Annotated in this window: 22 protein-coding genes; 10 read left to right on the top strand and 12 right to left on the bottom strand. The window is 71.4% G+C overall.

The window, feature by feature from the left end; translation table 11 throughout:
- Positions 1–52 precede the first annotated feature (52 nt).
- The 5 genes from OG992_RS22770 to folP form a co-directional block, all read right to left on the bottom strand.
- Positions 53–1,267, bottom strand: coding sequence for an ABC transporter permease (locus tag OG992_RS22770; protein WP_238687031.1), 1,215 nt, complete (start codon positions 1,265–1,267; stop codon positions 53–55).
- Positions 1,268–1,386: 119 nt separating this feature from the next.
- On the bottom strand, positions 1,387–1,923 hold the full coding sequence (locus OG992_RS22765) for a DUF3180 domain-containing protein (RefSeq protein ID WP_238687032.1): 537 nt from the start codon (positions 1,921–1,923) through the stop codon (positions 1,387–1,389).
- A 19-nt stretch (positions 1,924–1,942) separates the two neighbouring features.
- A complete protein-coding gene (folK, locus tag OG992_RS22760) occupies positions 1,943–2,470 on the bottom strand; it encodes a 2-amino-4-hydroxy-6-hydroxymethyldihydropteridine diphosphokinase (protein ID WP_238687033.1) in 528 nt (175 codons plus the stop codon).
- Complete coding sequence (gene folB / locus OG992_RS22755; RefSeq protein ID WP_238687034.1) at positions 2,467–2,835, bottom strand: dihydroneopterin aldolase; 369 nt, start codon at positions 2,833–2,835, stop codon at positions 2,467–2,469. Before folB ends, folK begins: the two co-directional genes overlap by 4 nt.
- Positions 2,832–3,728, bottom strand: coding sequence for a dihydropteroate synthase (folP, locus tag OG992_RS22750; RefSeq protein WP_238687035.1), 897 nt, complete (start codon positions 3,726–3,728; stop codon positions 2,832–2,834). The genes folB and folP overlap by 4 nt, the downstream gene beginning before the upstream one ends.
- Before the next feature lie 356 nt (positions 3,729–4,084).
- On the opposite strand from folP, the gene OG992_RS22745 reads away from it, so the two are divergent.
- The 7 genes from OG992_RS22745 (at position 4,085) to OG992_RS22715 (ending at position 12,588) form a co-directional block, all read left to right on the top strand.
- Positions 4,085–4,399 (top strand): hypothetical protein, encoded by a 315-nt coding sequence (locus OG992_RS22745; protein ID WP_030327982.1) that lies wholly within the window; start codon positions 4,085–4,087, stop codon positions 4,397–4,399.
- Between the two features lie 13 nt (positions 4,400–4,412).
- Positions 4,413–4,775 carry a hypothetical protein gene (locus tag OG992_RS22740; protein WP_053654782.1) on the top strand — a complete coding sequence of 121 codons (363 nt, stop codon included), beginning with the start codon at positions 4,413–4,415 and terminating at the stop codon, positions 4,773–4,775.
- Positions 4,776–4,845: 70 nt separating this feature from the next.
- A complete protein-coding gene (locus OG992_RS22735; protein ID WP_266304253.1) occupies positions 4,846–8,289 on the top strand; it encodes an ATP-binding protein in 3,444 nt (1,147 codons plus the stop codon).
- 1 nt (position 8,290) lies between these two features.
- The gene (locus tag OG992_RS22730; protein WP_266304252.1) at positions 8,291–10,246 is read left to right on the top strand and encodes an MFS transporter; all 1,956 of its coding nucleotides are present in this window, start codon (positions 8,291–8,293) and stop codon (positions 10,244–10,246) included.
- Entirely contained in the window at positions 10,243–10,800 is a 558-nt protein-coding gene (locus OG992_RS22725) for a hypothetical protein (protein ID WP_266304251.1), read from the top strand. The genes OG992_RS22730 and OG992_RS22725 overlap by 4 nt, the downstream gene beginning before the upstream one ends.
- Before the next feature lie 71 nt (positions 10,801–10,871).
- Complete coding sequence (locus OG992_RS22720) at positions 10,872–11,975, top strand: M23 family metallopeptidase (protein ID WP_266305256.1); 1,104 nt, start codon at positions 10,872–10,874, stop codon at positions 11,973–11,975.
- A gap of 13 nt (positions 11,976–11,988) precedes the next feature.
- A complete protein-coding gene (locus OG992_RS22715; RefSeq protein WP_238687040.1) occupies positions 11,989–12,588 on the top strand; it encodes a hypothetical protein in 600 nt (199 codons plus the stop codon).
- Between the two features lie 2 nt (positions 12,589–12,590).
- On the opposite strand, the gene OG992_RS22710 is transcribed toward OG992_RS22715, so the two are convergent.
- Complete coding sequence (locus OG992_RS22710) at positions 12,591–13,154, bottom strand: hypothetical protein (RefSeq protein WP_266305255.1); 564 nt, start codon at positions 13,152–13,154, stop codon at positions 12,591–12,593.
- Between the two features lie 195 nt (positions 13,155–13,349).
- Here OG992_RS22710 and OG992_RS22705 point away from each other — a divergent pair, with 195 nt between their 5' ends.
- Both OG992_RS22705 and OG992_RS22700 read left to right on the top strand, forming a co-directional pair.
- A complete protein-coding gene (locus OG992_RS22705; protein WP_266304250.1) occupies positions 13,350–15,911 on the top strand; it encodes an FtsK/SpoIIIE domain-containing protein in 2,562 nt (853 codons plus the stop codon).
- A gap of 37 nt (positions 15,912–15,948) precedes the next feature.
- Positions 15,949–16,659, top strand: a complete 711-nt coding sequence (locus tag OG992_RS22700; protein ID WP_238687062.1) for a hypothetical protein — start codon at positions 15,949–15,951, stop codon at positions 16,657–16,659.
- A gap of 108 nt (positions 16,660–16,767) precedes the next feature.
- On the opposite strand, the gene folE is transcribed toward OG992_RS22700, so the two are convergent.
- The 4 genes from folE to OG992_RS22680 all read right to left on the bottom strand — a co-directional run bounded on the left by folE (position 16,768) and on the right by OG992_RS22680 (position 20,959).
- Positions 16,768–17,433 carry a GTP cyclohydrolase I FolE gene (gene folE / locus OG992_RS22695; protein WP_091403265.1) on the bottom strand — a complete coding sequence of 222 codons (666 nt, stop codon included), beginning with the start codon at positions 17,431–17,433 and terminating at the stop codon, positions 16,768–16,770.
- A gap of 35 nt (positions 17,434–17,468) precedes the next feature.
- Positions 17,469–19,487 (bottom strand): ATP-dependent zinc metalloprotease FtsH, encoded by a 2,019-nt coding sequence (gene ftsH / locus OG992_RS22690; RefSeq protein WP_266304249.1) that lies wholly within the window; start codon positions 19,485–19,487, stop codon positions 17,469–17,471.
- A gap of 551 nt (positions 19,488–20,038) precedes the next feature.
- The gene (hpt, locus tag OG992_RS22685; RefSeq protein ID WP_091403272.1) at positions 20,039–20,614 is read right to left on the bottom strand and encodes a hypoxanthine phosphoribosyltransferase; all 576 of its coding nucleotides are present in this window, start codon (positions 20,612–20,614) and stop codon (positions 20,039–20,041) included.
- Positions 20,615–20,713: 99 nt separating this feature from the next.
- A complete protein-coding gene (locus OG992_RS22680; RefSeq protein ID WP_238687043.1) occupies positions 20,714–20,959 on the bottom strand; it encodes a hypothetical protein in 246 nt (81 codons plus the stop codon).
- A 42-nt stretch (positions 20,960–21,001) separates the two neighbouring features.
- Between OG992_RS22680 and OG992_RS22675 the strand changes: the two genes are divergently transcribed.
- Complete coding sequence (locus OG992_RS22675) at positions 21,002–21,964, top strand: GlxA family transcriptional regulator (RefSeq protein ID WP_266304248.1); 963 nt, start codon at positions 21,002–21,004, stop codon at positions 21,962–21,964.
- A 15-nt stretch (positions 21,965–21,979) separates the two neighbouring features.
- Here the strand turns inward: OG992_RS22675 and tilS are convergent, their stop codons facing one another.
- On the bottom strand, positions 21,980–22,972 hold the full coding sequence (tilS, locus tag OG992_RS22670; protein WP_238687045.1) for a tRNA lysidine(34) synthetase TilS: 993 nt from the start codon (positions 22,970–22,972) through the stop codon (positions 21,980–21,982).
- A 10-nt stretch (positions 22,973–22,982) separates the two neighbouring features.
- Positions 22,983–24,053 carry a zinc-dependent metalloprotease gene (locus tag OG992_RS22665; RefSeq protein ID WP_266304247.1) on the bottom strand — a complete coding sequence of 357 codons (1,071 nt, stop codon included), beginning with the start codon at positions 24,051–24,053 and terminating at the stop codon, positions 22,983–22,985.
- Positions 24,054–24,089 lie beyond the last annotated feature (36 nt).

Raw genomic sequence — 24,089 nt, 5'->3', positions numbered from 1 at the left:
TCGCCGAGCCTAACGGTCGAGATCAGCTCCGGCTCGGCGGACGCGACGCGGCTCACCGCTCGTCGGTGTCCCACCGTCGTGGGCCGTCCTCCCACCGCGGATCCCGCCACGGGTCGATCGGTTGCGGCGCGGCCTGGGTCGGCAGCGTGGGAGGCCAGTTGTCGACGGACTGCGGCTGCGGCGTGGTCCAGCCCGAGCTGATCGTGCCGTCGCTGACCGGCTCGGGCCGGTCGGGGCCGCCCGGTCGGGGCCGCCCGAGCGTCTCGACCAGCCGGGTGACCAGCAACCCGACGCCGAGCGCTGCCCCGCCGATCATCCAGTTGCTCAGCGTCCAGCCGCGCTCCGGCGCGTACACCTGGAAGACCGTGACGAGGCCGACCGCCAGCAGCGTGCCGAACACACCGCCCCGGCGGCCGTAGGCGCTGGTGCCGGCGAGCAGGGCCACGCCCATGGCCAGCACCGTCCAGTCCAGCCCCGAGGTGGGCGCCACCGGCCCGGGGTCGTTGGCGGCGAGCAGGATGCCGGCCAGGGCCGCCAGCACCGTGGAGACGACCAACGCGACGGCGGTCACCACGGCGGCCACCGTGCCACGCCGACGGGCCGGGTCGGCGATCGGTCGGTACCGGCCGGCGAGCCGGCGGACCGCCCGGATCGCGCCGAACAGCCCACCCAGGACGGCCACCGCGGCGAAGCCGGCGAAGAGGTAACCGGCGCTGCGGGTGGGGTCGTAGTCGCCCTGCACCAGCACGGGCGCCGATCGGCGTTCGATGTACACCACAACGGCGGCGGCGCCGGCCAGGCTGGCGGCCCAGCCCGGTACGTGCAGCACCACCACCGCCAGCGCCAGCGCCAGCCCGCCCACCGCGGCGACCGCCACGGCCGGGCCGAGCGACGCCGGCAGGCCCCGGTCACCCTGCTCCGCGTAGTGCAGGGCGGCCGCTACCGCGATCGGGCCGACGGCCAGGTTCGGCGCGGCCGTGCGCAGGCTCAGCCCGGCGGCCAGGGCGAGCAACCCCAGCCCGACCGCGTTGATCAGCAGCGTGCGCAGGTTGCCGTCACGTACCGCGGCCGGATCCTCCCGCCAGAGCAGCCAGCTCACCGCGGCCAGCCCGGCCAGCAGCAGCAGCTCCCACCCCAGGTGTACGCCGATCCGATCCCGGCCGGGCTCACCGTGGGTGGGATCGTCGAAGACGTTGTCCAGGACGGCGGCCGGCACCCCCGACGAGGGTTCGGCCGACCGGTCCCGGCCCGCTTCTTCGTACCCCATGACGCCGCCTCCCCAGTGGCCGACCGTCCCCAGTCCGGCGCACGGACGGACCCTGGGTGGCCCTTGCTCTCCGATCGCAGGCACCGTACCCGCGCCCACAGCCGGGCGTAACCCCCTGCTCAGCGCTGGCCGGGGCGGCTCTCCCGAGGGTCCTGCTCGCTCTCGTCGTCCGGGCGTTCCGGCACCCGGCAGGAGTGCTCCAACCAGAGCGCGGCGCCGACCAGTGCCAGCGAGGCGAGCAGGCCTCCGCCGGCGGCCGGTCGATCGTCCAGGGCTGCGCGGGTGGTCTCCACGAAGAGCCAGCCGGTGAGCCCCGCGTAGAAGCCCGCGAAGATCGCGGCGGCCAGTGCCGACGCCTTGGCCAGCACCACGAAGCGGGCGACCAACAGCGGATTGACCGGCTCCCGACCCGGCTTGCGCTCGATCCGGCCCCGGGTGTTGATCGCGGCGTACGCCTCCAGCACGGCGAGCCCCGCCAGCGTCACCACCGGCAGCCAGGGCAGCCGGGGAATGCCGCTGTAGTAGAGGGTGCTGATCAGCAGCCAGGCCACCGCCGCCGCAGCCAGGCCGGCCACGACCAGTGTCGAGATCCGGGTGGGGCCCATCCGCGACCCGTCCGGGCCCGACCCGCGGGGTGGGGGCTTCGCCTGCGTCATGCCGGCCGGTTCCGCTCGGTCATGCCGTCGACTCTAACGCCAACTCCGGCCGGGGACGCAGTTCCAACGCCTCGTCCGCCGCGGGGCCGGTGGTCAGCAGGTCGGTCAGCCAGCCGTGACCGGGCAGCCGACCGTAGGGCTGGATGTCGATCCACGGACGCAGCACGAAGGCGCGCAGGTGCGCCCGGGGGTGCGGCAGGGTCAGCTCCTCCTCGTCGCTGAGCACCGGCTCGTCGTCGTCGCCCCAGACCGCGATCACGTCCACGTCGAGGGTGCGCGGCCCGAACCGCCGCTGCGGGTCACGGGCCCGTCCGGCCGCGCGCTCCGCGTCGCGGGCCCGCTCCAGCCAGTCGCGCGGGGTCGCGCTCTCGTCCTGCACGAGCACCACCGCATTGAGGTACGCGGGCTGATCGGTGTCGCCCCACGGTGGAGTCTCGTACACCCCGGAGAGCACGAGCACCGCGTCGCCGAGGGTGGCGACGGCCGTCCGCAGGTGCTCCAGGCGGTCGCCCAGGTTGCTGCCGAGCGAGAGAACCGCCCGGGTCATCGGGTACGCGTCCGGGTCATGGTGACGGCCACGTCGGTGAAGGTGTGCGGTACCGGAGCCTCCGGCTTGTGCACCGTGATCGTCGCGGCGTCGACCCGCTCGTCGGCCAGGCAGACCGCGAGGAGCCGGTCCGCCAGGGTCTCGATCAGGTTGACCGGCTCGCCGGTCACCACAGCGACCAGGCGTTCGGCCAGCTCACCGTAGTGCACTGTGGCGGTGACGTCGTCGCTGGCGGCGGCCGGGCCGAGGTCCAGCTCCAGGACGGCGTCGACCACGAAGTCCTGCCCCTGGACGCGCTCGAAGTCGTACACGCCGTGCCGGCCGCGCGCCCGCAGGCCGGTCAGGTGGATCCGGTCCGTCGTCATCGCCGTACCCCATGCTCGTGATCGTCGTGCGTTCGCTTCCTGTCGTGCGGCGGCACGGCCAGGCGAGGGCTGCCGGTCGCCGCCCAGACGGCGAGCGCGTCGGCGGTGGCCCGGACGTCGTGCACGCGTACACCCCAGGCGCCCGCGGCGACCGCGAGCACGCTGGTGGCCACTGTGGCCGCCTCCCGCTGGGCGGTCGGTCGCGGCGTGCCGTCCGCGGCGGCGAGCAACCCACCGAGGTACGACTTGCGGCTTGCCCCGAAGAGCAGCGGGTAGCCGAGATCCAGCAACTCCGGCAGGCGGGCGCTGAGCTCCCAGTTGTGTGCGGCCGTCTTGGCGAAGCCGAGCCCGGGGTCGACGATGAGGCGGTCGGCGGCCACCCCGGCGGCCAGCGCCGTGTCGATCCGTTGGGCCAACTCGGCCCGGACGTCGGCCACCACGTCGGTGTAGGTGGCCAGCTCGCGCATGCCTCGGGAGTGTCCACGCCAGTGCATCAGCACCCAGGGGCAGTGCGCGTCGCGGACCACCCGGGCCATGTCCGGATCGGCCAGGCCACCGGAGACGTCGTTGACCACCGCCGCTCCGGCGACCAGAGCGGCCTCCGCCACCCGCGCGCGGGTGGTGTCGACGCTGACCGCCACACCGGCGGCGGTCAGCTCGCGGATGACCGGCAACACCCGCTCGGTCTCGGTCGCGGCGTCGATCCGCTCGGCGCCCGGACGGGTCGACTCGCCACCGATGTCGACCAGGTGCGCACCGGCGTCGCGTAGACGGACGCCGTGTCCGACGGCGGCGTCCAGGTCGGCGTACCGTCCGCCGTCGGAGAAGGAGTCCGGTGTGACGTTGAGGACGCCCATCACCACCGGGCCCGAAGCCCGCACCAGATCGGTCACGACTAGACGGTACCGGTCGCGGCAGCGGCGCCCAGCGACCCGGGTAGGCCCCGCACCACTGCCCCTGACGTGCCGATTAGAACAGGTGTACGATCGGTCATCTGGGCAGTATCGGGCAGCCCCTTCGCGGCTTGTCGCAATCCGGGGCGGCCCGTACGCTTTGGAATTGGCCAGCATCGAGATGGCGAAGCTTGGAGGGAGGGCCGAAGCGGGGGAAAACCGCCCAAACCTCGCCACCCTCCGTGGTGAGTAACGAACACAGGGTCAAGAACGCCATGCCCTGTGGAGCACTTTTCCCGCCAGGCTTGCCTATTGCACCGCCGCGGCACCGCCGGCCGCGCTATGGGGAGGTTCCAGTGATCGCCTTCGAGCTCATGGAGACGGCGTCGTCCGGCGTCGCCCACGCGCTCTCCACCCTGGCGTCGGCTCCACTCGCGGAGCCGGCACCGAAGGGGATCGACACCAACAGTGTCGTCACCTTCTTCGCCAGCAAGATCGCGCCGATCCTGCTCGCCGTCCTGGGCGTCATCTTCATCGGCCGCGCCAGCCGAGGTGAGATCTCCAAGGTGCTGACCAGCTCCGCGATCGCCATCGTCGGGCTCGCCTTCATCGCGGGCGCGGCAACACTCTTCTTCGTCGGCGATTACCTGATCGACCTGATCTTCGAATAGGCGCGTTCACCAGATGCGGCTGCGCACCGACGACGACATCTACCGGGCCCGCCTGGTCTACCTCGGGCCGCCCGGTTACACCCTTCCGGTCCACCTGCCCTACGCCCAGTACGGGCTCTTCATGCTGCTGGTCCCCCTCTACATGTTCATCCACTGGCTGTTCACGTTGACGGTCGAGCTCTTCCCCGCCTGGGAGATCGCGCTCGCCATCGTGACCACGTCGTTCATCTTCCGGCACGTCGACCCCGATCGGCCGGCGCGGGTGGTCATCCGCACCGCGCTGACCGACTGGCGACGCACCCGGGAGCCGGCGGTCGAGCAGCGCGATCCGCGCCTGGTCGGCAGCCGGATCAGGATTCGGGAGGAGCTGGCATGACCGGACGTACGTCGAACGGTCCGTCGCAGGACGCGGGCATGGGTCTGCCGACAGTCGCCGAGGCGATCGCATGAGCCGCTCCTCCACGCCGGGCTCCCCGGCCGGCCGCCCGGGCGCACCGGTTGGTCACCGTGCGCACTCATTCGACTACACCGAGGACGAGGACGAGGTTGCCCTCGACCCCGCGCTGGTGACGTCACCCGGCCACGGCGCCGTCGGCGTGTTCCAGGCACCCCGGCCGATTCCCCGCCGGACGCCACAGGCCGAGCCCACCGCCGTGTCGGCCGGCGAGAACGCCGACATCGACTCCCCTTTCCTGGACCTCTTCGGCGGCGGGGGGCGACCCGCCTCGCCACGAGCCGTCACCGCCGGCCCGAGCACCCGCGAGCAGCAGGCGATCCCGCATCAGCCGCCACCCACCGCCAGCCCGGCACCAGCCCGGGCGGTTCCTGAGCTCGAACCACCCTGGACGCCTGCCGACCCGCCCGGCAATGGTGGCCGACCCGTCGAGCCACGACACGGCGGCGGCCACCCGGCCAGCGAGTCCCGGGTGCCGCATCAGGCCGGCGATCGACGGCCGATGCTGCGTCCGCCGGACGAGCCCGGCCCGCCCACCGACGGCGGGTCAGCGTCGGCGACCACCGGCCCCGTCCGCCAACCCGCCAGCACCGCGCAGGGCGGCCGCCCCGCAGCGACGGCCCGACCGGCGGCTCAGGCGTCCCGGCCGACGGCCGCCGCCAGCCGGTCCACCGCGCCGCCGGATCAGTCGGCCATGATCACCGCTGCGGATCGCCCAGCTCTCGAAAGCACGGCACGCCGGGTCACCGACTCGGATCGACCCCGGAGCACCGGCACCGCGGCCACCGGCAAGGAGGTCGCCGCACCGCGACAGCGCACGGCGAGCCGACCGGACCGACCGATCAAGCCGACCCGGGTTCGTGCTCCGAAGATCAAATTTGGGGATCGGGATCCGTCTGTCGAGCTGGCCATCACCGAGATCGCCGGTCACCTGACCTTCACGCCCAACACCGTCACCGCGTGGTATTGGCTGCCCGAGGTCCGCTGGGCGTTCCGGCCGGACGCCGAACGCGAGGCGCTGCTGTCGGCGATCTCCGAGCAGTACGCCGGCCTGGCCGGCTTCCGACTGCACCTGCGCCGCACCACCCGGCCGTTCCCCGCCGACGAGTGGGCGCGCACGATCGACACGCACACCTCCGCGCCGCTGCCCGACGTCCCCGGCACCACCGGCTGGGCCGACCACCTGGTCGCTGCCCAACGCCACCTGATGGCTGTCAACCACGCCGAGGGCCAGACCTACCTGGGTGTCACCTTCGCCCGGCGCTCCCTCGGCGACTCGCTCACCGAGCGGCTGCTGCGCACCTTCGGCAGGGGCACCGCCGATGGGGAACGCCGCAAGCTGGGCCGCACCGTGGAACAGTTCGACGAGGTGCTCGGGGCATTCGGCATGCGCGGCCGGCGGGTCACCGCCCAGGAGCTGGAATGGCTGCTCTACCGCTCGGTGGCGCTGTGCATGTCGCCGCCGAGCACCCTGTCCCCCGTCACCGACGGGCGCTGGGAGCGCGGCGACCTGCTCGCCATGACCGAGCAGGTCGAGCGCTACCGCACCCCGTACGGCTCGACGGTCAAGCTGGTCAACCGGATGACCGGCGAGGAGCGGCACGTGGCAGTGCTCGCTGTCGGCCGGATGGAGCCGCTGGAGATCCCGGAACGACACGAGCCCTGGCTGCACTTCCACGAGCGGCTGCCCTGGCCGATGGAAATCTCCACCCGCGTCGACATCCTCGGCTCCGGCGACTCCTTCCGTAATCTGGAACACCGGCTGCGGATGATCCGATCGCAACAGCTCGACTACGCCGAACACGGCATCGACGCGCCCCCGGAGCTGGAGCGACTGGCCAAGCGCGCCCTGGTGATCGGCGACGAGATGACCACCGGCCTGCCGGTCGACTCGGCCCGTGCCCACGGCTGGCACCGGATCGCGGTCGGCGGCCGGACCAGGGAGGAATGCCTGGAACGGGCCCGCCGGCTCATTCAGCTCTACTCCCGGGAGCTGCGCATCTCCCTGCAGCACCCGAAGAACCAGGACTGGCTGGCCCGCGAGTTCATCCCCGGTGAGCCGATCGCCAACACCGGCTACGTGCGCCGCATGCCGGTGCCGTTGCTCGCCGCCGCGCTCCCCCAGGCCGCCTCCAACGTGGGCGACCGGCGGGGCGACCTGATCGGCCGAACCGCCGGCACCTGCCGCCGCCCCGTCTTCCTCGACCTGCACTTCCCCATGGAGGTCCGGGAACGCTCCGGGCTCGCGGTCTTCGTCGCCGAACCGGGCGGTGGCAAGTCCACACTGCTCGGCGCCCTGGGCTACCTGGCCGCCCGCCGAGGTGTCCAGGTGACCCTGCTCGACCCGTCCGGCCCGCTGGCCCGCCTCTGCGCGATGCCCGAGCTGCGGCCGTACTCCCGGGTGTTGAACCTGACCGGCTCGGAGCACGGCACCCTGGCGCCCTACTCGCTCATCCCGACGCCGCTGCGCTCCGAGTTCGGCGTCGGGGCCGCCGGTGACCGGGAGTTCGAGATCGCGGTCTCCAACGCTCGGGCCGAACGGCGGATGCTGGTCCAGGACATCTGCATGATGCTCGTCCCGCCGCAGGTGGCCAGGGAGGCGTCGACCGCAACCCTCTTCCGGCACGCCGTCCGCCAGGTCCCCGCCGAGGAGACCTCCACCCTTGACGACGTGGTGAGCTGCCTCGGGCGGCTCGACGACGACGCCGGCAAGGAGCTGGCCAACCTCCTGCTGGACACCGCCGAGATGCCACTGGCTATGCTCTTCTTCGGCCGACCGCCGGAAGGGCTCCTCGGTGCCGACGCGGCACTCACCGTGATCACCATGGCCGGGCTACGGCTGCCCGACCTCAAGATCGAACGCGAGTACTGGTCAGCCGAGGAAGCGCTGGCCCTGCCAATGCTGCACACCGCGCACCGGCTCGCCGTCCGGCGCTGCTACGGCGGCTCGATGTCGTCCCGCAAACTCGTCGGCCTCGACGAGGCGCACTTCATGGAAGGTTGGCGGTCCGGGCGCTCCTTCCTGGTCCGACTCGCCCGCGACTCCCGCAAGTGGAACCTGGCCGCGCTGGTCGCCTCCCAGAACCCCAAAGACATCCTCGGCCTCGACGTGCAGAACCTCGTCTCCACAGTCTTCGTCGGCCGCATCGCCGAGGACGCCGAAATCGCCTCCGAGGCGCTACGGCTGCTGCGGGTGCCGGTCAACGACGGGTACGAGGCCACCCTGGCCTCGCTCTCCGCCGCCGACACAAGCTCGTCCAGCCGGCTCGGCTTCCGCGAGTTCGTAATGCGCGACGTCGACGGCCGGGTGCAGAAGGTCCGAGTCGACGTCTCGTACGTCGAAGGGCTGTTGGACCACCTCGACACGACGCCCGCCGCGATCGCCGCGGCGGCCGGAGTCCTGCCGAGCATCCCCCTGCCGGATCTGGAGGCGTGACATGGCTAGGGCCTGGGCAAGGACTGCGTCGTTCCTGCTCGCCCTTGGCGTGCTGGCCGGGGCCACCCTCACCTGGCCGCTGATCGGCGCGGAGGCCGCAGCCGCCGCACCGCCCGCCGCCCAGGCCCGCGCCGACCTCTGCACGACCGCCGAATGGCAGGCCGACTTCCGCGCCTGCGTGGCGAAGCTGAAGCAGGTCAGCAAGGCCGAAATCGATTGCCTCAAGCCACCTGTGCCTTCCGCTCCGGATTCGGGCCTGGCTGGCTGGTTCGCCTCCCGTCCGGACTCGTCCAAGCTGCCCGGGCCAAAGGGCATCTACAGCGACTACGGCTACGGCGGTTACAGCTTCAACACCTACAACGTGGAGGGCGGATGCGCATCCACCGTCCTCCATCCGGACTACAAGTTCACTACCACCGTCGCCAACGGTGAGCTCATGATCGCCACGGCGGTCGTGGGTGCCTCGAACGCCCTGCGGGAGCGAGCCTGGGATCCCCGCTCGATGTGGAGTTGGGCCGACCCACTGGTGGAGAAAGCCACCAAAGGCGTATACGAGAAAGTATTCAGCGTCTTCGGAATCGTCACGCTCTGCGTGGTGGGTCTCTACCTGCTCTGGCGCTCCCGCCAGTCGGACATGAGCAATGCGATGACGACGGCAGGCTGGGCCCTACTGGTGATGGTGGCAGTCACCGCGCTGGCAGCCTGGCCGGTCAAGTCGGCGAACATCGCCGACGGCACTCTGATCACCTCACTCGGCGTCGTACACGACGCCATAGGCCCGGCGTCAAAGGACACCCCGCCGGAAGAGTGCGACGATCCAGATCCCAAGGCCTGCAAGGACAACCGGCCGCCGGCCGTACGAGCCAGCGACACTGCGACCGAGGCGATGCTCTATCGCAATTGGCTGCGTGGAGTTCTCGGCTCGGCGGATAGCGAGACCGCCCGAAAGTATGGCCCTGCCCTGTACGACGCCAAGGCGTTCTCCTGGGAGGAGGCCGAGAAGCTGCGGGCCAACCCGGCCACCCGGCCAGCGACGATCGAGGCCAAGCAGCAGCAGTGGATGACTGTCGCGGGGCAGATCAAGAGCGAGGACCCGGAGGCGTACGAGTTCCTGACGGGCACCCGCGATATGGACCGAATCGGCTCCGGTTTTATCGCCGTGCTCGCGGCCGTGCTCTTCGCGATGTTCGACCTGACCGCGTCAGTGCTGGTCCTGCTGGGTTTCCTGATCTTCCGATGGGCGGTGATCGCGGCACCCATCCTGGGCACCATCGGCCTGCTCAGGCCGGCCAGCGCCGGCCTGCGACGGTTGGCGAACGCCGTGGTGGCTGCGGTGTTCAACATCGCCATCTTCGGCACTGGCGCCGCCATCTACCTGTTCGCCGTCGACCTGATCATGAGTACCCCTGCCCTGCCGGGTTGGCTTCAGGTGGTGCTGGTCTGGCTCTGCGGGGTGGTCGGATGGCTGCTGCTGCGGCCGTACCGGCGGATCACGCAACTCGGTGGCAAGGACAGCAGCGAAGCGGTCGGTTCGGCCGGGTCCTGGCATCGCCGGTTCTTCCGCGACATGCGGACCGCCGCTCGCCTGGACGTAGCCGAGCCGGGCGGCACCGCCGAGCCGGTGGGCGGACGTCGACTGTCGCCCGATGCAACCCAGACCCGGCTACGTCCCGAGGCGCGGCGGGAGGACCCGGCCCCGGTGCCGAACGCAGTGGCCGACGGCCGGCGCGCGGACGCGGTACGCCCCGACGGTCGAGAGCGGCCCGAAGAGGCCCCGGCCGAGGAGGGCAGGGGTCGGAGCCGCAAGACCGCCCCGCAGCCCCGACGCCGACAGCCAGCGACCTGGACCGAGCCGGACGTTCCGGCTGAGAATCCGTCGTTCGTTGTCTACCGCCCGGGCTCCACCGAGCGTGTACCGGATCGCACCGGACCTCGGGTGCGCTCAGAGGCGAGGTGACGGTCATGCGACGGGCGTTGGAATTCCTCTTCACCCGGGCGCTGCGATCCCGACTGGGCGTTGCGCTCGTGATCGGGGTGGTGGTCGTCGGTGTGCTCGGGGCGGCCAGGCTGATCTCCAACCCGGGCGACTCAGCCGATGGGTTGAGTAGCCGTCCGGATGGGCCGATCATCACCGTGGACCCGACGGCTGGCGACGACGGTCTGCTCAACAGCGCGGCTCCGCCGTCACCAGTGACGTCGCCCGGCGCCCGCACGCCCGAACAGACCGCCGACCGCTTCGCCAAGGCCTGGCTGGGCCGTCCCGGGATGACCACCGAAGAGTGGCAGGCTGGTCTGCGGCCACTCTCCACACCGGGGTTGAGGGAGAAGTTGACCGGTGCCGAGCCCGAGAGCGTGCCGGCCGAGAAGGTCGCTGGTCCTCCAACCATGCGGGAGCGGACCGAAACGTTCGTCGAGTTGCTACTCCCCCTTGATGCCGGCGGGCTCCGGTTGGAGCTGGTCACCTCCGACGATGGTTGGCTGGTCGACGTTCTGGACTGGGAGCGGCCGTGAGCGACGCTGGTAGCGCCAAAATCCGCCGCGGTCCCCTCCGGCTCGGTGTGGTCGCCGCGGTGCTCACCGGGATGTTGCTTCTGCTCTGCTGCACCGGCGGCACCGCTGCGTTCTTCCTCACCGGGCTCGGAGGCGACGACGCCGAGAACGGCGACACCATGGCGGGCATGGAGTGCGGGCCGGGCCGAGCGGTCAACATCGCGGGCAAGCTGCCGCGATTCGCCCAGTACGGCGACAGCCAGGTCCGCAATGCCGCGATCATCATCAAGGTCGGCCAGGACATGGGCGTACCTTCGCGAGGTTGGGTGGTTGCCCTCGCCACAGCTATGCAGGAGTCCGCCCTACGCAACCTGGCGAACAGCGGCGTAGCCGAGTCCCTGGCCCTGCCGCACGAGGGCGTTGGCGCGGACCACGACTCGCTGGGCCTGTTCCAGCAGCGGCCGGGTTGGGGCAGTGTCGCCGAGCGGTTGAACCCCGCGTACGCGGCCCGCAAGTTCTACGAGAAGCTCGTCAAGGTGGGGAGCTGGCAACAACGACCGCTGACCGTGGTCGCGCAGCGAGTCCAGGTCAGCGCATACCCGGACGCGTACGCCAAGCACGAAGAAATAGCCAGCCGGATCGTGGACGCGCTGGCCGGCGGCGCGGCCCGCACTGTCGAGATCAACGGCAAGGCGGTGTGCAACGCGGCCGAGCGCGGCCAGATCGCTGCCTCCGGTTGGACCGCACCCATCCCTGGCGGAGTCGGCTCCGGTTTCCGCACCGCCAGCCGGCCCAGCCACAACGGAGTCGACATCGGTGCGGCAAAGGGCACCGAGATTCGCGCGGCAGCGACCGGTCGAGTGTTGGTTTCGACCTGCGACGAGGACCGCCGCCTCCGGCAGGACTGCAACGTGGACGGATTCCCCGGCAAGGGAGGCTGCGGCTGGTTCGTCGACCTGCTGCACGCCGGTGGCTACATCACCCGGTACTGCCACATGGTGGTTCAGCCCTTCGTCAAGAAGAATCAGATCGTGACGGCCGGTCAGGTGATCGGCAAGGTCGGCAGCAGTGGTAACTCCTCCGGCCCGCACCTGCATTTCGAGGTTCACCTGCAGAATAACCGCAACGCCTCCGGCGCGGTGAACCCGGTCCCGTTCATGCGCGAGCGGGGTGCCCCGCTGCGCGCCGCTGAGTGAGGCCACCACGGGTATGACCGGACCGTTACCCGACCCGTTCGCCGACCAGCCGGACTGGGCACCGCAACCGCCGAGACCGCTGGCGATCGTCCCCGCGACCGAGCGGGTCGAGCTACGCGGTCGACGGGTGCTGGTCGGGCTACCCGGGATGGGTTGGCGCGGGGACCTGCGCGCGGACGACCGGGTGGTGCAGAGCGCCCGGACCTACGTTCCGGTGATCCCCGAGCACGAGTGGTACCGGGCCGAAGCCGACCAGGTCGAGGTGTTCGCGCCGCTGGTGCCGGTGGAGCGGGTCTGGGTGGAGACCGTCGGCAGCCGTCCGGAAGTTGACGACGCCCGGGACAACGGCATCCGGTTGGTTTCGCTGGACGGACCGGCACACCGGACCCCTACACCGGTCTTCGAAGCGGACGCGGTCACCGGTCGGCGGGTGGTGCACGTCGAGGGCGGCCTGGAGCACCGCGACCTTCGAGCGGTCACCGAAACCTACTCGGGCGCCGAAGGCGACATCTGCGTGCGAGTCACACCCGAGGTGGAGTGGTACCGCTGGGCCTGGCGCGGCCAGTCACCCACCACGCTGGAGGTCCCGGTTCACCTCCTATGGATTGAGTGACGTTAGCTAGCCGGCGTTCCGCCACAAATTCGCCACCCATCGTCACCCTCGACGACAGAGAACGTCCAGTCCTCACGGCGGCTGCTTCGGACAACGCCCTCGGCCGACCCAGAAATGGTCAGCGTGGTTTCGACCGTTTCTCCCTCACTCGATGGCGTGCGAGTCAGTTGGCCCCAACTGACTCGCACGGCTACGTTGAACTTCGACTCGCGCTGCTCAATTTCGACTCTGAGATCTCGAACGGCTTGCATGTCGGCCGGACTCTCGCAGGTGAAGAGGTCTGCTCTTACGTCATTGCGATCCACGAGGAACGCGCGCAGATAGTTGTCCACCACCACGTCTGGCGTGCTGCGGTCGGGTGTTGAGGCGCGGTTGTACCAAACCAGGGCGGTGGCGACCCCGCCGAGGCAGAGCAGGGCGAGCACGCCAGCGACGACAGTGAGCACCGTTCGCATCCGACGGCGTGGCGGCTGCGGTGCCGGCGTTACCGGGGCGGGCGGCAGCTGCTCGGAGGGTGTCCGCTGGGCCGGTACGCGGGAGACCTGGGAACCGGCGGGGGGCTGCACTGATTCCACCTCCTGAAGTTATCGGCTGGACGCTCCGGAGCCAATGCCTCAGATCCAGCGGATCGTGACGGACCCCTCCCCACCGGTGAGATCCACGACAACACCGGCGCAGCGCCGAGCCACCTCCCGGAGGAGGGCCGTCGGCTGGGATACCGTCTCTGCTTGGGGAGGGGTTGCCAACCTCGGGTAGAGGGGGTGGACGCGGTGGCCGGTCCGAAGGCTCGCACGAACCGCGCCGCAGCCCTGCACCGTCGGGCGGCGGCCGTCGCGACCGCGGCTGCCGGGATCCTGGACGAGACGCGGCCTGCTCCGGCCGATCAGCGCCGCCAGTACGAGGTGGCCGACCGGTTACGGACGGCCGCGGCTGTGCTGGCGCCGGGTTGGTCGGGCGCGGCACTGGACTCGCTCACAGTGGACTCGCCGGCGGGTGATGGTCCGCCGCCGTTCGTTCGGGTCGGTACCGCGGCACCGTTGGACGACGCTCGTTTCCCCGCTCTGGTGCCACTTGTCGGCACCGGTCACCTCAGCGTGGACGCTGACGCGAGGGAGCCGCGGGTGGCGGGGTTGCTCCGGGCCGTACTTCTGCGGTTGTTGGGTGCGGCACCGGCGGGTGCCCTGCTGATTCGCGCGGTGGATGCCACCGGAGCTGTGCTGACGCCGTTCGGGGCGCTCGCGGATGCCGGCCTGTTGCCGCCGCCGGCGGTGGACGTGGCGGGTCTGCGCGCGGTGCTGACCGAGGCGGAGCAGTGGGTGACGCCGGGGGCGAGTGGGCGGCGCCGTCACGATCGGACGCTGTTGCTGGTGGTGGCGGCGCTACCGGAGTCGACCGGCCCGTCCGATCTGGCGCGCATCGAGACGTTGGCCGAGCAGGGGCCGGCCGCTGGGTTGCACCTGGTGGTGGCGGGTTGGCCGCCCGCCGGCCCGTACTCGGCCCGGGCGCCCCTGCCGCACACCACTTCGCTGGCGTTGCGGAACGCGTACGCGCTGCTCGGCGATCCGCCGGGGGCGTCGTTCGCCGGCCCGGGCGCTGATCCACCGGGCGGTTTGAACTCACCGGTCTTCGTCGAGTCGGACCCGCCGGCCGAGTTGGTCGACGCGGTCTGTCGGCGGCTCGCCGAGCAGGTGGAGGCGGGTTCCCGGTTGGCGTTGGGTGCTCTGCTGCCGCCGACGGGTGAGCGACTGTGGGAATCGGATTCGGCCGACGGGCTGACCACTACCGTCGGCGATGCCGGGGGCCGATCGGTGCCGCTGGGCTTCACCGAGTTGACCCCGCACTGGCTGGTGAGTGGCCGGTCCGCTGCGGGCCGGGCGGCGTTCCTGACCACCGCGCTGCTCGGCCTGGCCGCCCGGTACGGCCCTGATGACCTGGCGTTCTACCTGGCGGATCTCGGCGACGGCGAGTCCTTCGTGGAGTTCTTGCAGACCGAGCGGGACCGGTCGTGGGTTCCGCAGGTGCGCGCGGCAGCGATGGCCGCCGACCGGGAGTACGTCCGGGATCTGCTGGACGAGTTGACGGCCGAGGTCCAGCGCCGCACGGAGGCGGGCGCTCGGGCCGGGGGGCAACGCTTCGCGGAGCTGCGTCAGCACCAGCCGCTGCCCCGGATCGTCTGTGTGGTGGACAATGTGCCGCTGCTCTTCGCCGAGCGGGATCGGCTGGCCGCCGAGGTGGCAGCCCAGTTGGACGGGCTGGCGCGGGCGGGTCGGGCGTACGGCGTGCACCTGGTGTTGGCGGGTGCGGGCGAGTTGGGGTTGAGTGCGCGCGCGGATGCTGGTCATCGGGATTCGGTGCTCGGGCAATTTCCGGTACGGGTGGCGCTGCCGGGCGGGAGTCCTGTGTTGGAGCCGACGAACGACTCGGCGGCCGGTCTACCGGTGGGCAGCGCGGTGGTGAACACTGCCGGCGGGCTCGGCGGCCCACGGGGTGCGATCCGTGGTCACGAACGGTTGATCCGTCACCCGGATCCGCAGGATCATCCGGAGGTCGTGGAAGAGCTGCGCCACGAGTTGTGGGCGGCGCGTCCGGTCGGGTCGGTGCCGCCGGTGGTCTTCGCGGGTTACGCCCGGCCGCTGCTGGGCAACGATCCGCGGCACCGGGCGGCCCTGGCGGGGCAGGCACACGGACCGGCCGCCCTGTTGGGCCGGGCGGTGGACGTGGCCCGCTCGACGGTCGCTGTGCCGCTGGGTCCGGCGGCCGGGCGCAACCTCGCGGTGCTGGGGTCGGGCGCCGCGGCGGGCGGGCTGTTGGCGACGGCGGCGCGCAGCACGTCGGCTCACCACGCACCGGGCAGTGCCCGCTTCCTGGTGGCGGTGCCGGATCCGGGCGCGCGGGCTTTGGCGGAGGCGTTGACGGCGGATTTGGCGACCCGGCATGCGGCCGAGTTGGTGGATCTGCCGACGCTGCTCGCGGACGCGGCCGACGACCTACCGACGTATCTGGTGGTCTTCGGGCTGGACCGGCCGGGGCCTCGGGAGCTACCGGTGGACCGGCTGCGGTCGCTCCTACGGGACGGGCCGCCGGCGGGCCGGCATCTGCTGGGCTGGTGGCGTGCGGTGCCGCCGTTCGCCGCGTTGTTCGAGCCGGCGGGCGAGGTCGACAAGCTCGCGGCGGTGGCCGTGCTGGACGTGCCGGTCGCGCAGCTCACAGCGGTCTTCGGTCGGCCGGTCGAGTGGCAGGTGCGCCCCGACCGGGCGGTGCTCTGGGACGGTCCGGACGAGCGGGGCACCGTTTTGGTGCCGTTCGCCGACGAGGCCGGCTGATCGGGTGGCGCACGTGGAGGGTGTCGAGGTGGATCCGATCGCGACGGTGACCGGGCCGGGGCGGCAGCGGGCAGCTGCGACGACCGGGGACGCCACGCCGCGGGCGGTCGAGCCCAGCACGGCCTGGACGGATTATCTTGCGGCCGCCCGCCAGTTGGACGGGGTACGCCGGGGCGCGGCTGCCGCTGCCGGTGAGCAGGCCCGGTCGGCGGAGGCCGCCCGGGAGGAGTTGACCGTGGTCCGTACCGGGCTGGCGAGTCAGCAGGAACGGCTTCGCGAGTTGGGCGTACCGGCGATCTCCCTGGTGCCGTCGCCGCCGGAGCTGACCGAGGCGGCACGGTCGATGGCGGGTGGCCCGGCGGCCGTTTTGGCGGCGCTGCGGACCGCGCGTGGTCGGGCCGAGGCGGCGGACGCGGCGCTGGCGGCGCGCCGCCGATTTCGGCCGGGGTCCTGGCCCGCGCGGGCCCGCAACCTCCTGGTGTACGGGCCGTTCGCGCTGCTGGTGCCGCTGATCCAGGTCGTGGTTCTCGCAACGACGGGGGTGGGACCGGCCACCGTGGCGGCGTTGATCTGCGGACTGCCGATGCCGGCGGTCGCGTTCGTCGCCGGTTGGATCGGCATTGGCCGGTTGTTCCGGGTCAGCCCCAGCGAGCGGCTGGACCGTACGGTGCGTTTCGGCGCGTTGGTGTGCCTGGTGCCGGCGGTGCTGGCCACGGCCGGCCTGCTGTTGGCGCTGCTCGCTGGCTGACCTACCGGGCCGGTAAGCCGCCCGGCCGGAGCAACGCCGGGCGGGTGGGGAAAACGCAACGGCCGGCCGTCCCGGGTGGGTGTCGGCCGGCCGTGGTGCGGCGGGTTGTCAGCGCGGGATGATCAGCGCCATCGCTTCGGCCCGCGACTTGGAGTCCGACTGCAGGATGCCGCGTACGGCCGACGTGATGGTCTTGGCACCGGATTTCTGGATGCCGCGCATCGCCATGCACATGTGTTCGCATTCGAGCACGACGACGACGCCGCGTGGTGCGAGTTTGCTCATCAGCAGGTCGGCGACCTGCGAGGTGAGCCGTTCCTGCACCTGCGGCCGACGGGCGAAGACCTCGACGAGGCGGGCCAGCTTGGACAGGCCGGTGATCCGCCCATCGGGGCCGGGGATGTAGCCGATGTGCGCGCTGCCCCGGAAGGGCAGCAGGTGGTGCTCACAGAGGCTCATCACGTCGATGTCCCGGACGATGACCAGCTCTTCGTGGTTGGCCTCGAAGGTGGTGCTGAGCACCTGGGCCGGGTCGACCCGCAGGCCGGCGAAGAGTTCGGCGTACGCCCGGGCGACCCGGGCCGGGGTCTGCTGGAGGCCGTCGCGGTCCGGGTCCTCGCCGACCGCGATCAGGATCTCGCGGACGGCCTTCTCGATCCGGCCGAGGTCGACAGCGTCCTCGACGGGGCGGCCGGTCAGTTTGCCGCTGATCAGCCGCGCGGCCACGTAGTCCAGCTCGTCGTCGCCGTCGGGTTCGGTCGCGGAGACGGCCAGCTCCCGGTGTGGGGAGCTGGCCGTCGGGTCGTTGCTCAGTGCGTGCCGTCCGAGTTGTTGGACGGCGCGACGCCGCCGACCGACGCCTGCGCGCCGTCGGCTTGGGCCTGCGCCTTGAGCTTGTCCTTCTCCGAAGGGGTGAGCACGGGCGGCTCGGTGGACGGCTGACGCTTGCCGAAGCCGTTGTACGGCGCCAGCGGCGGGCGCTTGACCACCCGGGAGCAGATCCGCGCCATGTCGGCAGTGGAGAGGGTTTCCTTCTCCATCAGCTCGAGCACGATGTTGTCCAGGACGTCCCGGTATTCCACCAGGATCTCCCAGGCCTCGTCGTGCGCCAGCTCGACCAGTGCCCGCATCTCGCCGTCGATCTCGGCGGCCACCGAGTCCGAGTAGTCCCGCTCGTGGCCCATGTTGCGGCCGAGGAACGGCTCGTCCCCGCTGGTGCCGTACTTGATCGCGCCGAGCTTGGAGCTCATGCCGTACTGGGTGATCATCGCGCGGGCCAGTTGGGTGGCCTTCTCGATGTCGTTGCCGGCGCCGGTGGTCGGCTCGTGGAAGACCAGTTCCTCGGCGGCGCGACCGCCCAGCGCGTACGCCAGGGTGTCGATCATTTCGGCGCGGGTCTGGGTGTACTTGTCTTCGGTGGGGAGCACCAGGGTGTGGCCCAGCGAGCGACCACGGGACAGGATCGTCACCTTGTGCACCGGCGCGGCGTGCGGCAGCGCCCAGGCGACCAGCGCGTGACCACCCTCGTGGTACGCGGTGATCTTCTTTTCGTTGTCGCTCATCACCCGGGTCCGCCGCTGCGGACCGGCGACCACCCGGTCGATCGACTCTTCCAGCGAGTCGTTGGAGATCGCCCGCTGCTCCTTACGAGCGGTGAGCAGGGCCGACTCGTTGATCACGTTGGCCAGGTCGGCGCCGCTGAAGCCAGGCGTGCGACGGGCCACCGCGTCGAGATCGACGTCGGGCGTGAACGGCTTGCCCTTGGCGTGCACCCGCAGGATGGCCTTGCGGCCCTCCATGTCGGGGGCGTCCACCGGGATCTGCCGGTCGAACCGGCCCGGGCGCAGCAGCGCCGGGTCGAGGATGTCCGGCCGGTTGGTGGCGGCGATCAGGATGACGCCGCCCTTGGTGTCGAAGCCGTCCATCTCGACGAGGAGCTGGTTGAGCGTCTGCTCGCGCTCGTCGTGGCCGCCGCCCATGCCGGCGCCACGGTGCCGGCCGACGGCGTCGATCTCGTCGACGAAGACGATCGCCGGGGCGTTCGTCTTGGCCTGCTCGAACAGGTCACGGACCCGGCTGGCGCCGACGCCGACGAACATCTCCACGAAGTCCGAGCCGGAGATGGAGTAGAAGGGCACTCCGGCCTCGCCGGCGACCGCGCGGGCCAGCAGCGTCTTGCCGGTGCCGGGCGGGCCGAACAGCAGCACGCCCTTCGGGATCTTGGCGCCCAGGGCCTGGTACTTGGCCGGGTTCTGCAGGAAGTCCTTGATCTCGTACAGCTCTTCGACGGCCTCCTCGGCACCCGCGACGTCCGCGAAGGTCGTCTTCGGAGTGTCCTTGGTGATCATCTTGGCCTTGGACTTGCCGAAGTTGAGCACCCGGGAGCCGCCGCCCTGCATCTGCGACATGAAGAACAGCAGCAGGAGCACGAGCAGCGCGATCGGCAGCAGGTTGACCAGCAGGCTCACCCAGATGCTGTCCGACGAGACCTTGGCGTCGGCCGGGCCGGTGACCCGGTTGTTCGCCTTGGCGTCCAGCACCTCGTTCCAGATCTCGTCGCCGACCTGGTACGGGAACTGGGCCTCGATCTTGTTGGTCTCGGTCTTGCCGAACTTGGTCTTCTGAGCCAGGTCCAGCTGGAGCGTCTGCTCCTTGTCCTGGAAGACCACCTTGTTGATCTTGGCGGTGTGCAGTTGATCGAGCGCAACGGAAGTGTCCACGCGGTGGTAGCTGGGACCACTGGTGAACAGCTGACTGAGCACAACGGCGCCGAGGATGACCAGGATGATCCAGACCACCGGTCGGCGGAAGAAACGCGTACGTTCCATACTGTTGTCGAGCGCCGGGGCGCCCGCATCCTCCTGATCGACGTCCTGACCGTCTGATGGTGTCGCCGCGTTGAGCGGCGGCCGGAGCCGCCGTGCGGGCCGGCCTCGACCCCGAGGCGCGAAAACTACCGCGCCGCGGTCATTCGACGGTACACCGTGTACGCGAGGAGTGAGCTTGCGAGCCCCGCAGTCGTGCACCATCAAAAGACCGTGTACGCCAGCAGCGAACCTGCGAGCCTACGCACCCTGCGCGCCTTCGACATCGACGACACGCACCGTGGGCAGGCCCACCAGCCCCGCAGCCAACGTACGGCGAGTCCGGGTGGAAGCCGGCGTGGCGGGGAGTCCGGCTCGGCCACCCGAGCGCCCGGTCACGCGATCGAGAGGGTCGAGCGCGGAGAAACCTCCGAGCCACCGTGCTACACGGTAACCGCATCAGCTGAGAGCGCGCTGAACGTCGGCTTGATGGATGCCGATGCAAGTAGGGCTCATGTCGACCGGTAGGCCGCCGCGACAGGTCGGCGGGCCGTCGCGACGGGTCGGGCCCGGCGTCAGGAGCGGGCGTAGACCTCGGGCTTGAGCACCCCGACGTACGGCAGCTCCCGGTAGCGCTCAGCGAAGTCGAGGCCGTACCCGACCACGAACTCGGTGGGGATGTCGAAGCCGACGTACTTCACCGGAACCGGCACCTTCACCGCGTCCGGCTTGCGGAACAGGGCGACCACCTCGACGCTCGCCGCCGAGCGCGACTCGAGGTAGCGCAGCAGCCAGGAGAGCGTGAGCCCGGAGTCGACGATGTCCTCGACGACGATCACGTGCCGACCGGCGATGTCCCGGTCCAGATCCTTGAGGATGCGGACCACCCCGGAGGAGGTGGTGCCCTGGCCGTAGGACGAGATGGCCATGAAGTCGAGCTCCGCAGGCGGGCCGTTGCGGCCCAGCGCCCGGGCGAAGTCCGCCATGAACATCACCGCGCCCTTGAGGACGCACACCAGCAGCAGCCCGTCACCCACGTGGGAGTAGTCGGCGGAAACCTGCTTGGCCAGCTCCGCCGTCTTCTCGCGGATCTGCGCCTCGGAGATGATCACGTGGTCGATGTCGGCGTCGTACCAGGAGCCGTCAGCCATGACTCCTAGCCTGCCGTACGTCGGATGGCCTCCGTCGGCGGGGCCGCACCTTTGGCGCGGTCCCGCCGAGGATTTTCCGGGCAAATAGCGCTAATAACATCAGTTGGTGCGTGACCGCCAGCGGCGGCCATCGTCGCTCGGCTTCCAGTCGGCCGAATCGTGGCTGTCGACGGTGAGGCCGGCCGCCGAGGCAGCGGCGAGGAGGACGAGGAACAGGAGGATGAACAGGAACTCCATGGCGGCGCTCGCTTTCGCATGATTGCTGTCGGTTTCGCCGCCGGTGCGCACCGGACTGAGACCAGTCTGCGACGTCACGAAGCGACCGGACAGTGGCAGGAATGCCATTGGTCATCGATTTACTGCCACCTGTCGGGTTACCCTCGTCACATGCTGCGGTCCGTTGCCGTCCTCGCCCTCGACCAGGTCGCTCCCTTCGAGCTCGGCGTGCTCGCCGAGGTGTTCGGCACCGACCGGACAGCCGACGGTTTCCCCGCCTACCGCTTCCAGGTGTGCAGCCCGGACGGCGCTCCCGTGCGTACCTCGTCCGGCTTCCACCTCACCCCCCACGCCGACCTCGGCCCGGTCGACGAGGCCGACCTGGTGGCCATCCCCGCGCACAGCCAGGGCACCACGGTCCCCGGCCCGGTGCTCGACGCGCTCCGCCGGGCCGACGCCCGCGGAGCGCACCTGTTCAGCGTCTGCTCCGGCGCCTTCCTGCTCGGCGAGGCCGGGCTGCTCGACGACCGCGAGTGCACCACCCACTGGCGGTACGTGGACGAGCTGCAACGGCGACACCCGCGCGCCCGGGTGCGGTGCAACTCGCTCTACGTCCAGGACGGTCGGTTGCTCACCAGCGCAGGCACGGCGGCCGGCATCGACGCGTGCCTGCACCTGATCCGCCAGGAGCACGGCTCGACCACCGCGACCCGACTGGCCCGGCGGATGGTGGTCCCGCCGCACCGCGACGGCGGCCAGTCCCAGTACGTCGAGGCGCCCATCCCGAAGGCGCCCGAGGCACCCACCCTCGAACCGGTGCTGGAGTGGCTGATGGGTCACCTGGACCGGACGATCACCGTGGAGGAGTTGGCCGCCCGCGCCGGCATGGCGCCCCGCACGTTCGCCCGCCGGTTCCGCGCCGAGACCGGCACCACCCCGCACGACTGGCTCACCAACCAGCGGGTGCTGCTCGCCCGGCGGTTGCTGGAGGAGACCCCGTTGAGCGTGGAGGCGGTCGCCGACCAGTCCGGCTTCGGCGACGCGGCAGCGTTGCGCCACCACTTCAGTCGCCGGGTCGGCGCCACCCCGCACAGCTACCGGACCACCTTCCGCGACCGGGCGCACAGCGGCTGAGACCGGCAGGTCAGGTCAGGTGGGGCGCACCGATGCCAGCCGGCCGTCGCGGCGGAGCACCCGAACGCCGCCGGGCAGGTCGGCCGGGCCCTGACCGTGCCAATCGGTGACCAGGGCGTCCAGGGCGGCGACGTGCCGATGCGACAGGGCACCGGGCAGCGCGCCCACCTCGCGGGCCCAGGAGTGCAGCACCCGGCCGCGTACGGCGGGCACCAGGCCGAGCAGCGCTGGCACTGACAGCCCTCCGTCGGGGCACCGGGCCGCCGCAAGCGCCGTCCCCGCCAACTCGTCGAGCGCGGCGTTGTCGGCGGCCACCAGCCGGGCGGTGCGCGCCAGGTTGTCCACCACGCCCGGCCCGAGCGCCCGCACCAGCGCCGGCAGCAGGTCGCCCCGCACCCTCGACCGGGCGTACGACGGGTCGCTGTTGTGCGGGTCCTGCCAGGGGCTCAGCCCGAGGACGGCGCAGGCGGCGCGCGTCTGCTCCCGACCGATCTCCAACAGCGGGCGCACCAGTGGCACCCCGCCCAGATCGCGCCGGGCGGGCATCCCGGCCAGCCCTCGTGGGCCGGCGCCCCGGGCGAGCGCGAGCAGCACCGTCTCCGCCTGGTCGTCACGGGTGTGCCCGGTGAGCACCGCGACGGCGTTCTGCTGCCGGGCCGCTTCGGTCAGCGCCTCGTAGCGGGCCTCGCGGGCGGCCGCCTCCGGCCCGCCGGGACGCCCGGCCACCTCCACCCGGGCCACCGTCACCGACGCGAACCCGACAGCCCGCCCCCAGGTGGCCACCGCCTCGGCGCGCTCCGCGGAGCCGTCCTGCAGGCCGTGGTCGACGGTGACGAGCGCCGCGGCGCGGCCCAGCCGCGGTGCCACGAAGACGGTGGCCGCCGCGAGCGCGAGCGAGTCGGCACCACCGGAGCACGCGACCAGCACCGGACCACCGAATGGCAGACCGGTCAGGGCGCGGCGGACCGCCACCCGGATCGCGGCCACCGGCGGAGCGAGCGCGGCCACCGGCGGGTGGTCAGCCAGCGGCCGGGATGGGGCCGGCCGGGCCGTGCACCCGGGCGACCCAGGCGTCCGGGTCACCCAGCTCCGACAGTCGGGGCAGGGTCAGCGGCGAGTTGAAGATCGAGTTGAACCCGTCCATGCCGACGCGTTCCACCACCCCGTGCACGAACTTGCGCCCCTCGGCGTACTGGCGCATCTTGACGTCCACCCCGAGTAGCCGGCGGATCGCCTTCTCCAGCGGGTTGCCCGCCTCCCGGCGTCGGTTGAACGACGCCCGGATCCGCTCCACGCTCGGGATCACCTGCGGGCCGACGCCGTCCATCACGAACTCGGCGTGCCCCTCCAACAGGGTCATCAACGCGGTGAGCCGGTCCAGTACGGCCCGCTGGGCCGGGGTCTGCACGATGTCCAGCACGCTGGTGCGGCTCTCCGAATCACGAACCGCGTCGGACAACGTGGCCACCCCGCGCCGCAACCGTTCGACCAGGTGCTCACTTCCGCTGGACGAGGCGTCGACGAACGCCTGCACCTCGCTGAGGAAATAGGCCCGCATCCACGGCACGGCAGTGAACTGGGTGCGGTGGGTGACCTCGTGCAGACACACCCAGAGCCGGAAGTCCCGAGGGTCGGCGCCGAGCTTGCGCTCCACCTCGACGATGTTCGGTGCGACCAGGAGCAGCTGGCCCGGGTCGGCCGAGAAGACCTCGTACTGGCCGAGCACCCGGCCGGAGAGGTAGGCCAGCACCGTCCCGGCCTGCACCCCGGTGAGCCGGGACCCGATCGCCTCGGTCAACGCGCCCGGTTGTTTGTCGCCGGAGAGCCGACTCACCAGCGGTGTGATCACCTCGCGGAGACCGGCGATGTTCGTCGCGGCCCAGTCGCGGCGATCGACCACCCGGACCGGCGGGTGCGACACCTGCGCCCGCAACCCCGTGTAGTCGGCCACGTGCCCGGCCGCCTCGTCGGTCAGCCGACGCAGGTCGCCGACCACGTCGGTGGCTTCCGCGTACGACACGCGGGGGCCAGACTTGCTCAACGCCCCCGCCGTGGCGGCGGCCAGATCCCAGTCCACGAACTGCGCCATGAACCCACCGTACCCGCGCCGCGACACCCCGGCCCG

Origin of the sequence: Micromonospora sp. NBC_00362, assembly GCF_026342155.1 — a bacterium.
GTDB lineage: Bacteria > Actinomycetota > Actinomycetes > Mycobacteriales > Micromonosporaceae > Micromonospora > Micromonospora hortensis.
The sequence above is the reverse complement of the archived record's forward strand: the minus strand, read 5'-3'. Positions and strand labels throughout refer to the sequence as shown.

What these genes read in the sequence shown, in the direction of transcription:
- OG992_RS22765 (WP_238687032.1), bottom strand. Translation starts at nt 1,923, where the DNA reads ATGACGCAGGCGAAGCCCCCACCCCGCGGGTCGGGCCCGGACGGGTCG.
- OG992_RS22680 (WP_238687043.1), bottom strand. Translation starts at nt 20,959, where the DNA reads ATGGCATTCCTGCCACTGTCCGGTCGCTTCGTGACGTCGCAGACTGGT.
- OG992_RS22730 (WP_266304252.1), top strand. Translation starts at nt 8,291, where the DNA reads ATGGCTAGGGCCTGGGCAAGGACTGCGTCGTTCCTGCTCGCCCTTGGC.
- folK (WP_238687033.1), bottom strand. Translation starts at nt 2,470, where the DNA reads ATGACCCGGGCGGTTCTCTCGCTCGGCAGCAACCTGGGCGACCGCCTG.
- OG992_RS22770 (WP_238687031.1), bottom strand. Translation starts at nt 1,267, where the DNA reads ATGGGGTACGAAGAAGCGGGCCGGGACCGGTCGGCCGAACCCTCGTCG.
- folB (WP_238687034.1), bottom strand. Translation starts at nt 2,835, where the DNA reads ATGACGACGGACCGGATCCACCTGACCGGCCTGCGGGCGCGCGGCCGG.
- OG992_RS22715 (WP_238687040.1), top strand. Translation starts at nt 11,989, where the DNA reads ATGACCGGACCGTTACCCGACCCGTTCGCCGACCAGCCGGACTGGGCA.
- OG992_RS22735 (WP_266304253.1), top strand. Translation starts at nt 4,846, where the DNA reads ATGAGCCGCTCCTCCACGCCGGGCTCCCCGGCCGGCCGCCCGGGCGCA.
- OG992_RS22720 (WP_266305256.1), top strand. Translation starts at nt 10,872, where the DNA reads ATGTTGCTTCTGCTCTGCTGCACCGGCGGCACCGCTGCGTTCTTCCTC.
- OG992_RS22675 (WP_266304248.1), top strand. Translation starts at nt 21,002, where the DNA reads ATGCTGCGGTCCGTTGCCGTCCTCGCCCTCGACCAGGTCGCTCCCTTC.
- OG992_RS22665 (WP_266304247.1), bottom strand. Translation starts at nt 24,053, where the DNA reads ATGGCGCAGTTCGTGGACTGGGATCTGGCCGCCGCCACGGCGGGGGCG.
- ftsH (WP_266304249.1), bottom strand. Translation starts at nt 19,487, where the DNA reads ATGGAACGTACGCGTTTCTTCCGCCGACCGGTGGTCTGGATCATCCTG.
- OG992_RS22740 (WP_053654782.1), top strand. Translation starts at nt 4,413, where the DNA reads ATGCGGCTGCGCACCGACGACGACATCTACCGGGCCCGCCTGGTCTAC.
- hpt (WP_091403272.1), bottom strand. Translation starts at nt 20,614, where the DNA reads ATGGCTGACGGCTCCTGGTACGACGCCGACATCGACCACGTGATCATC.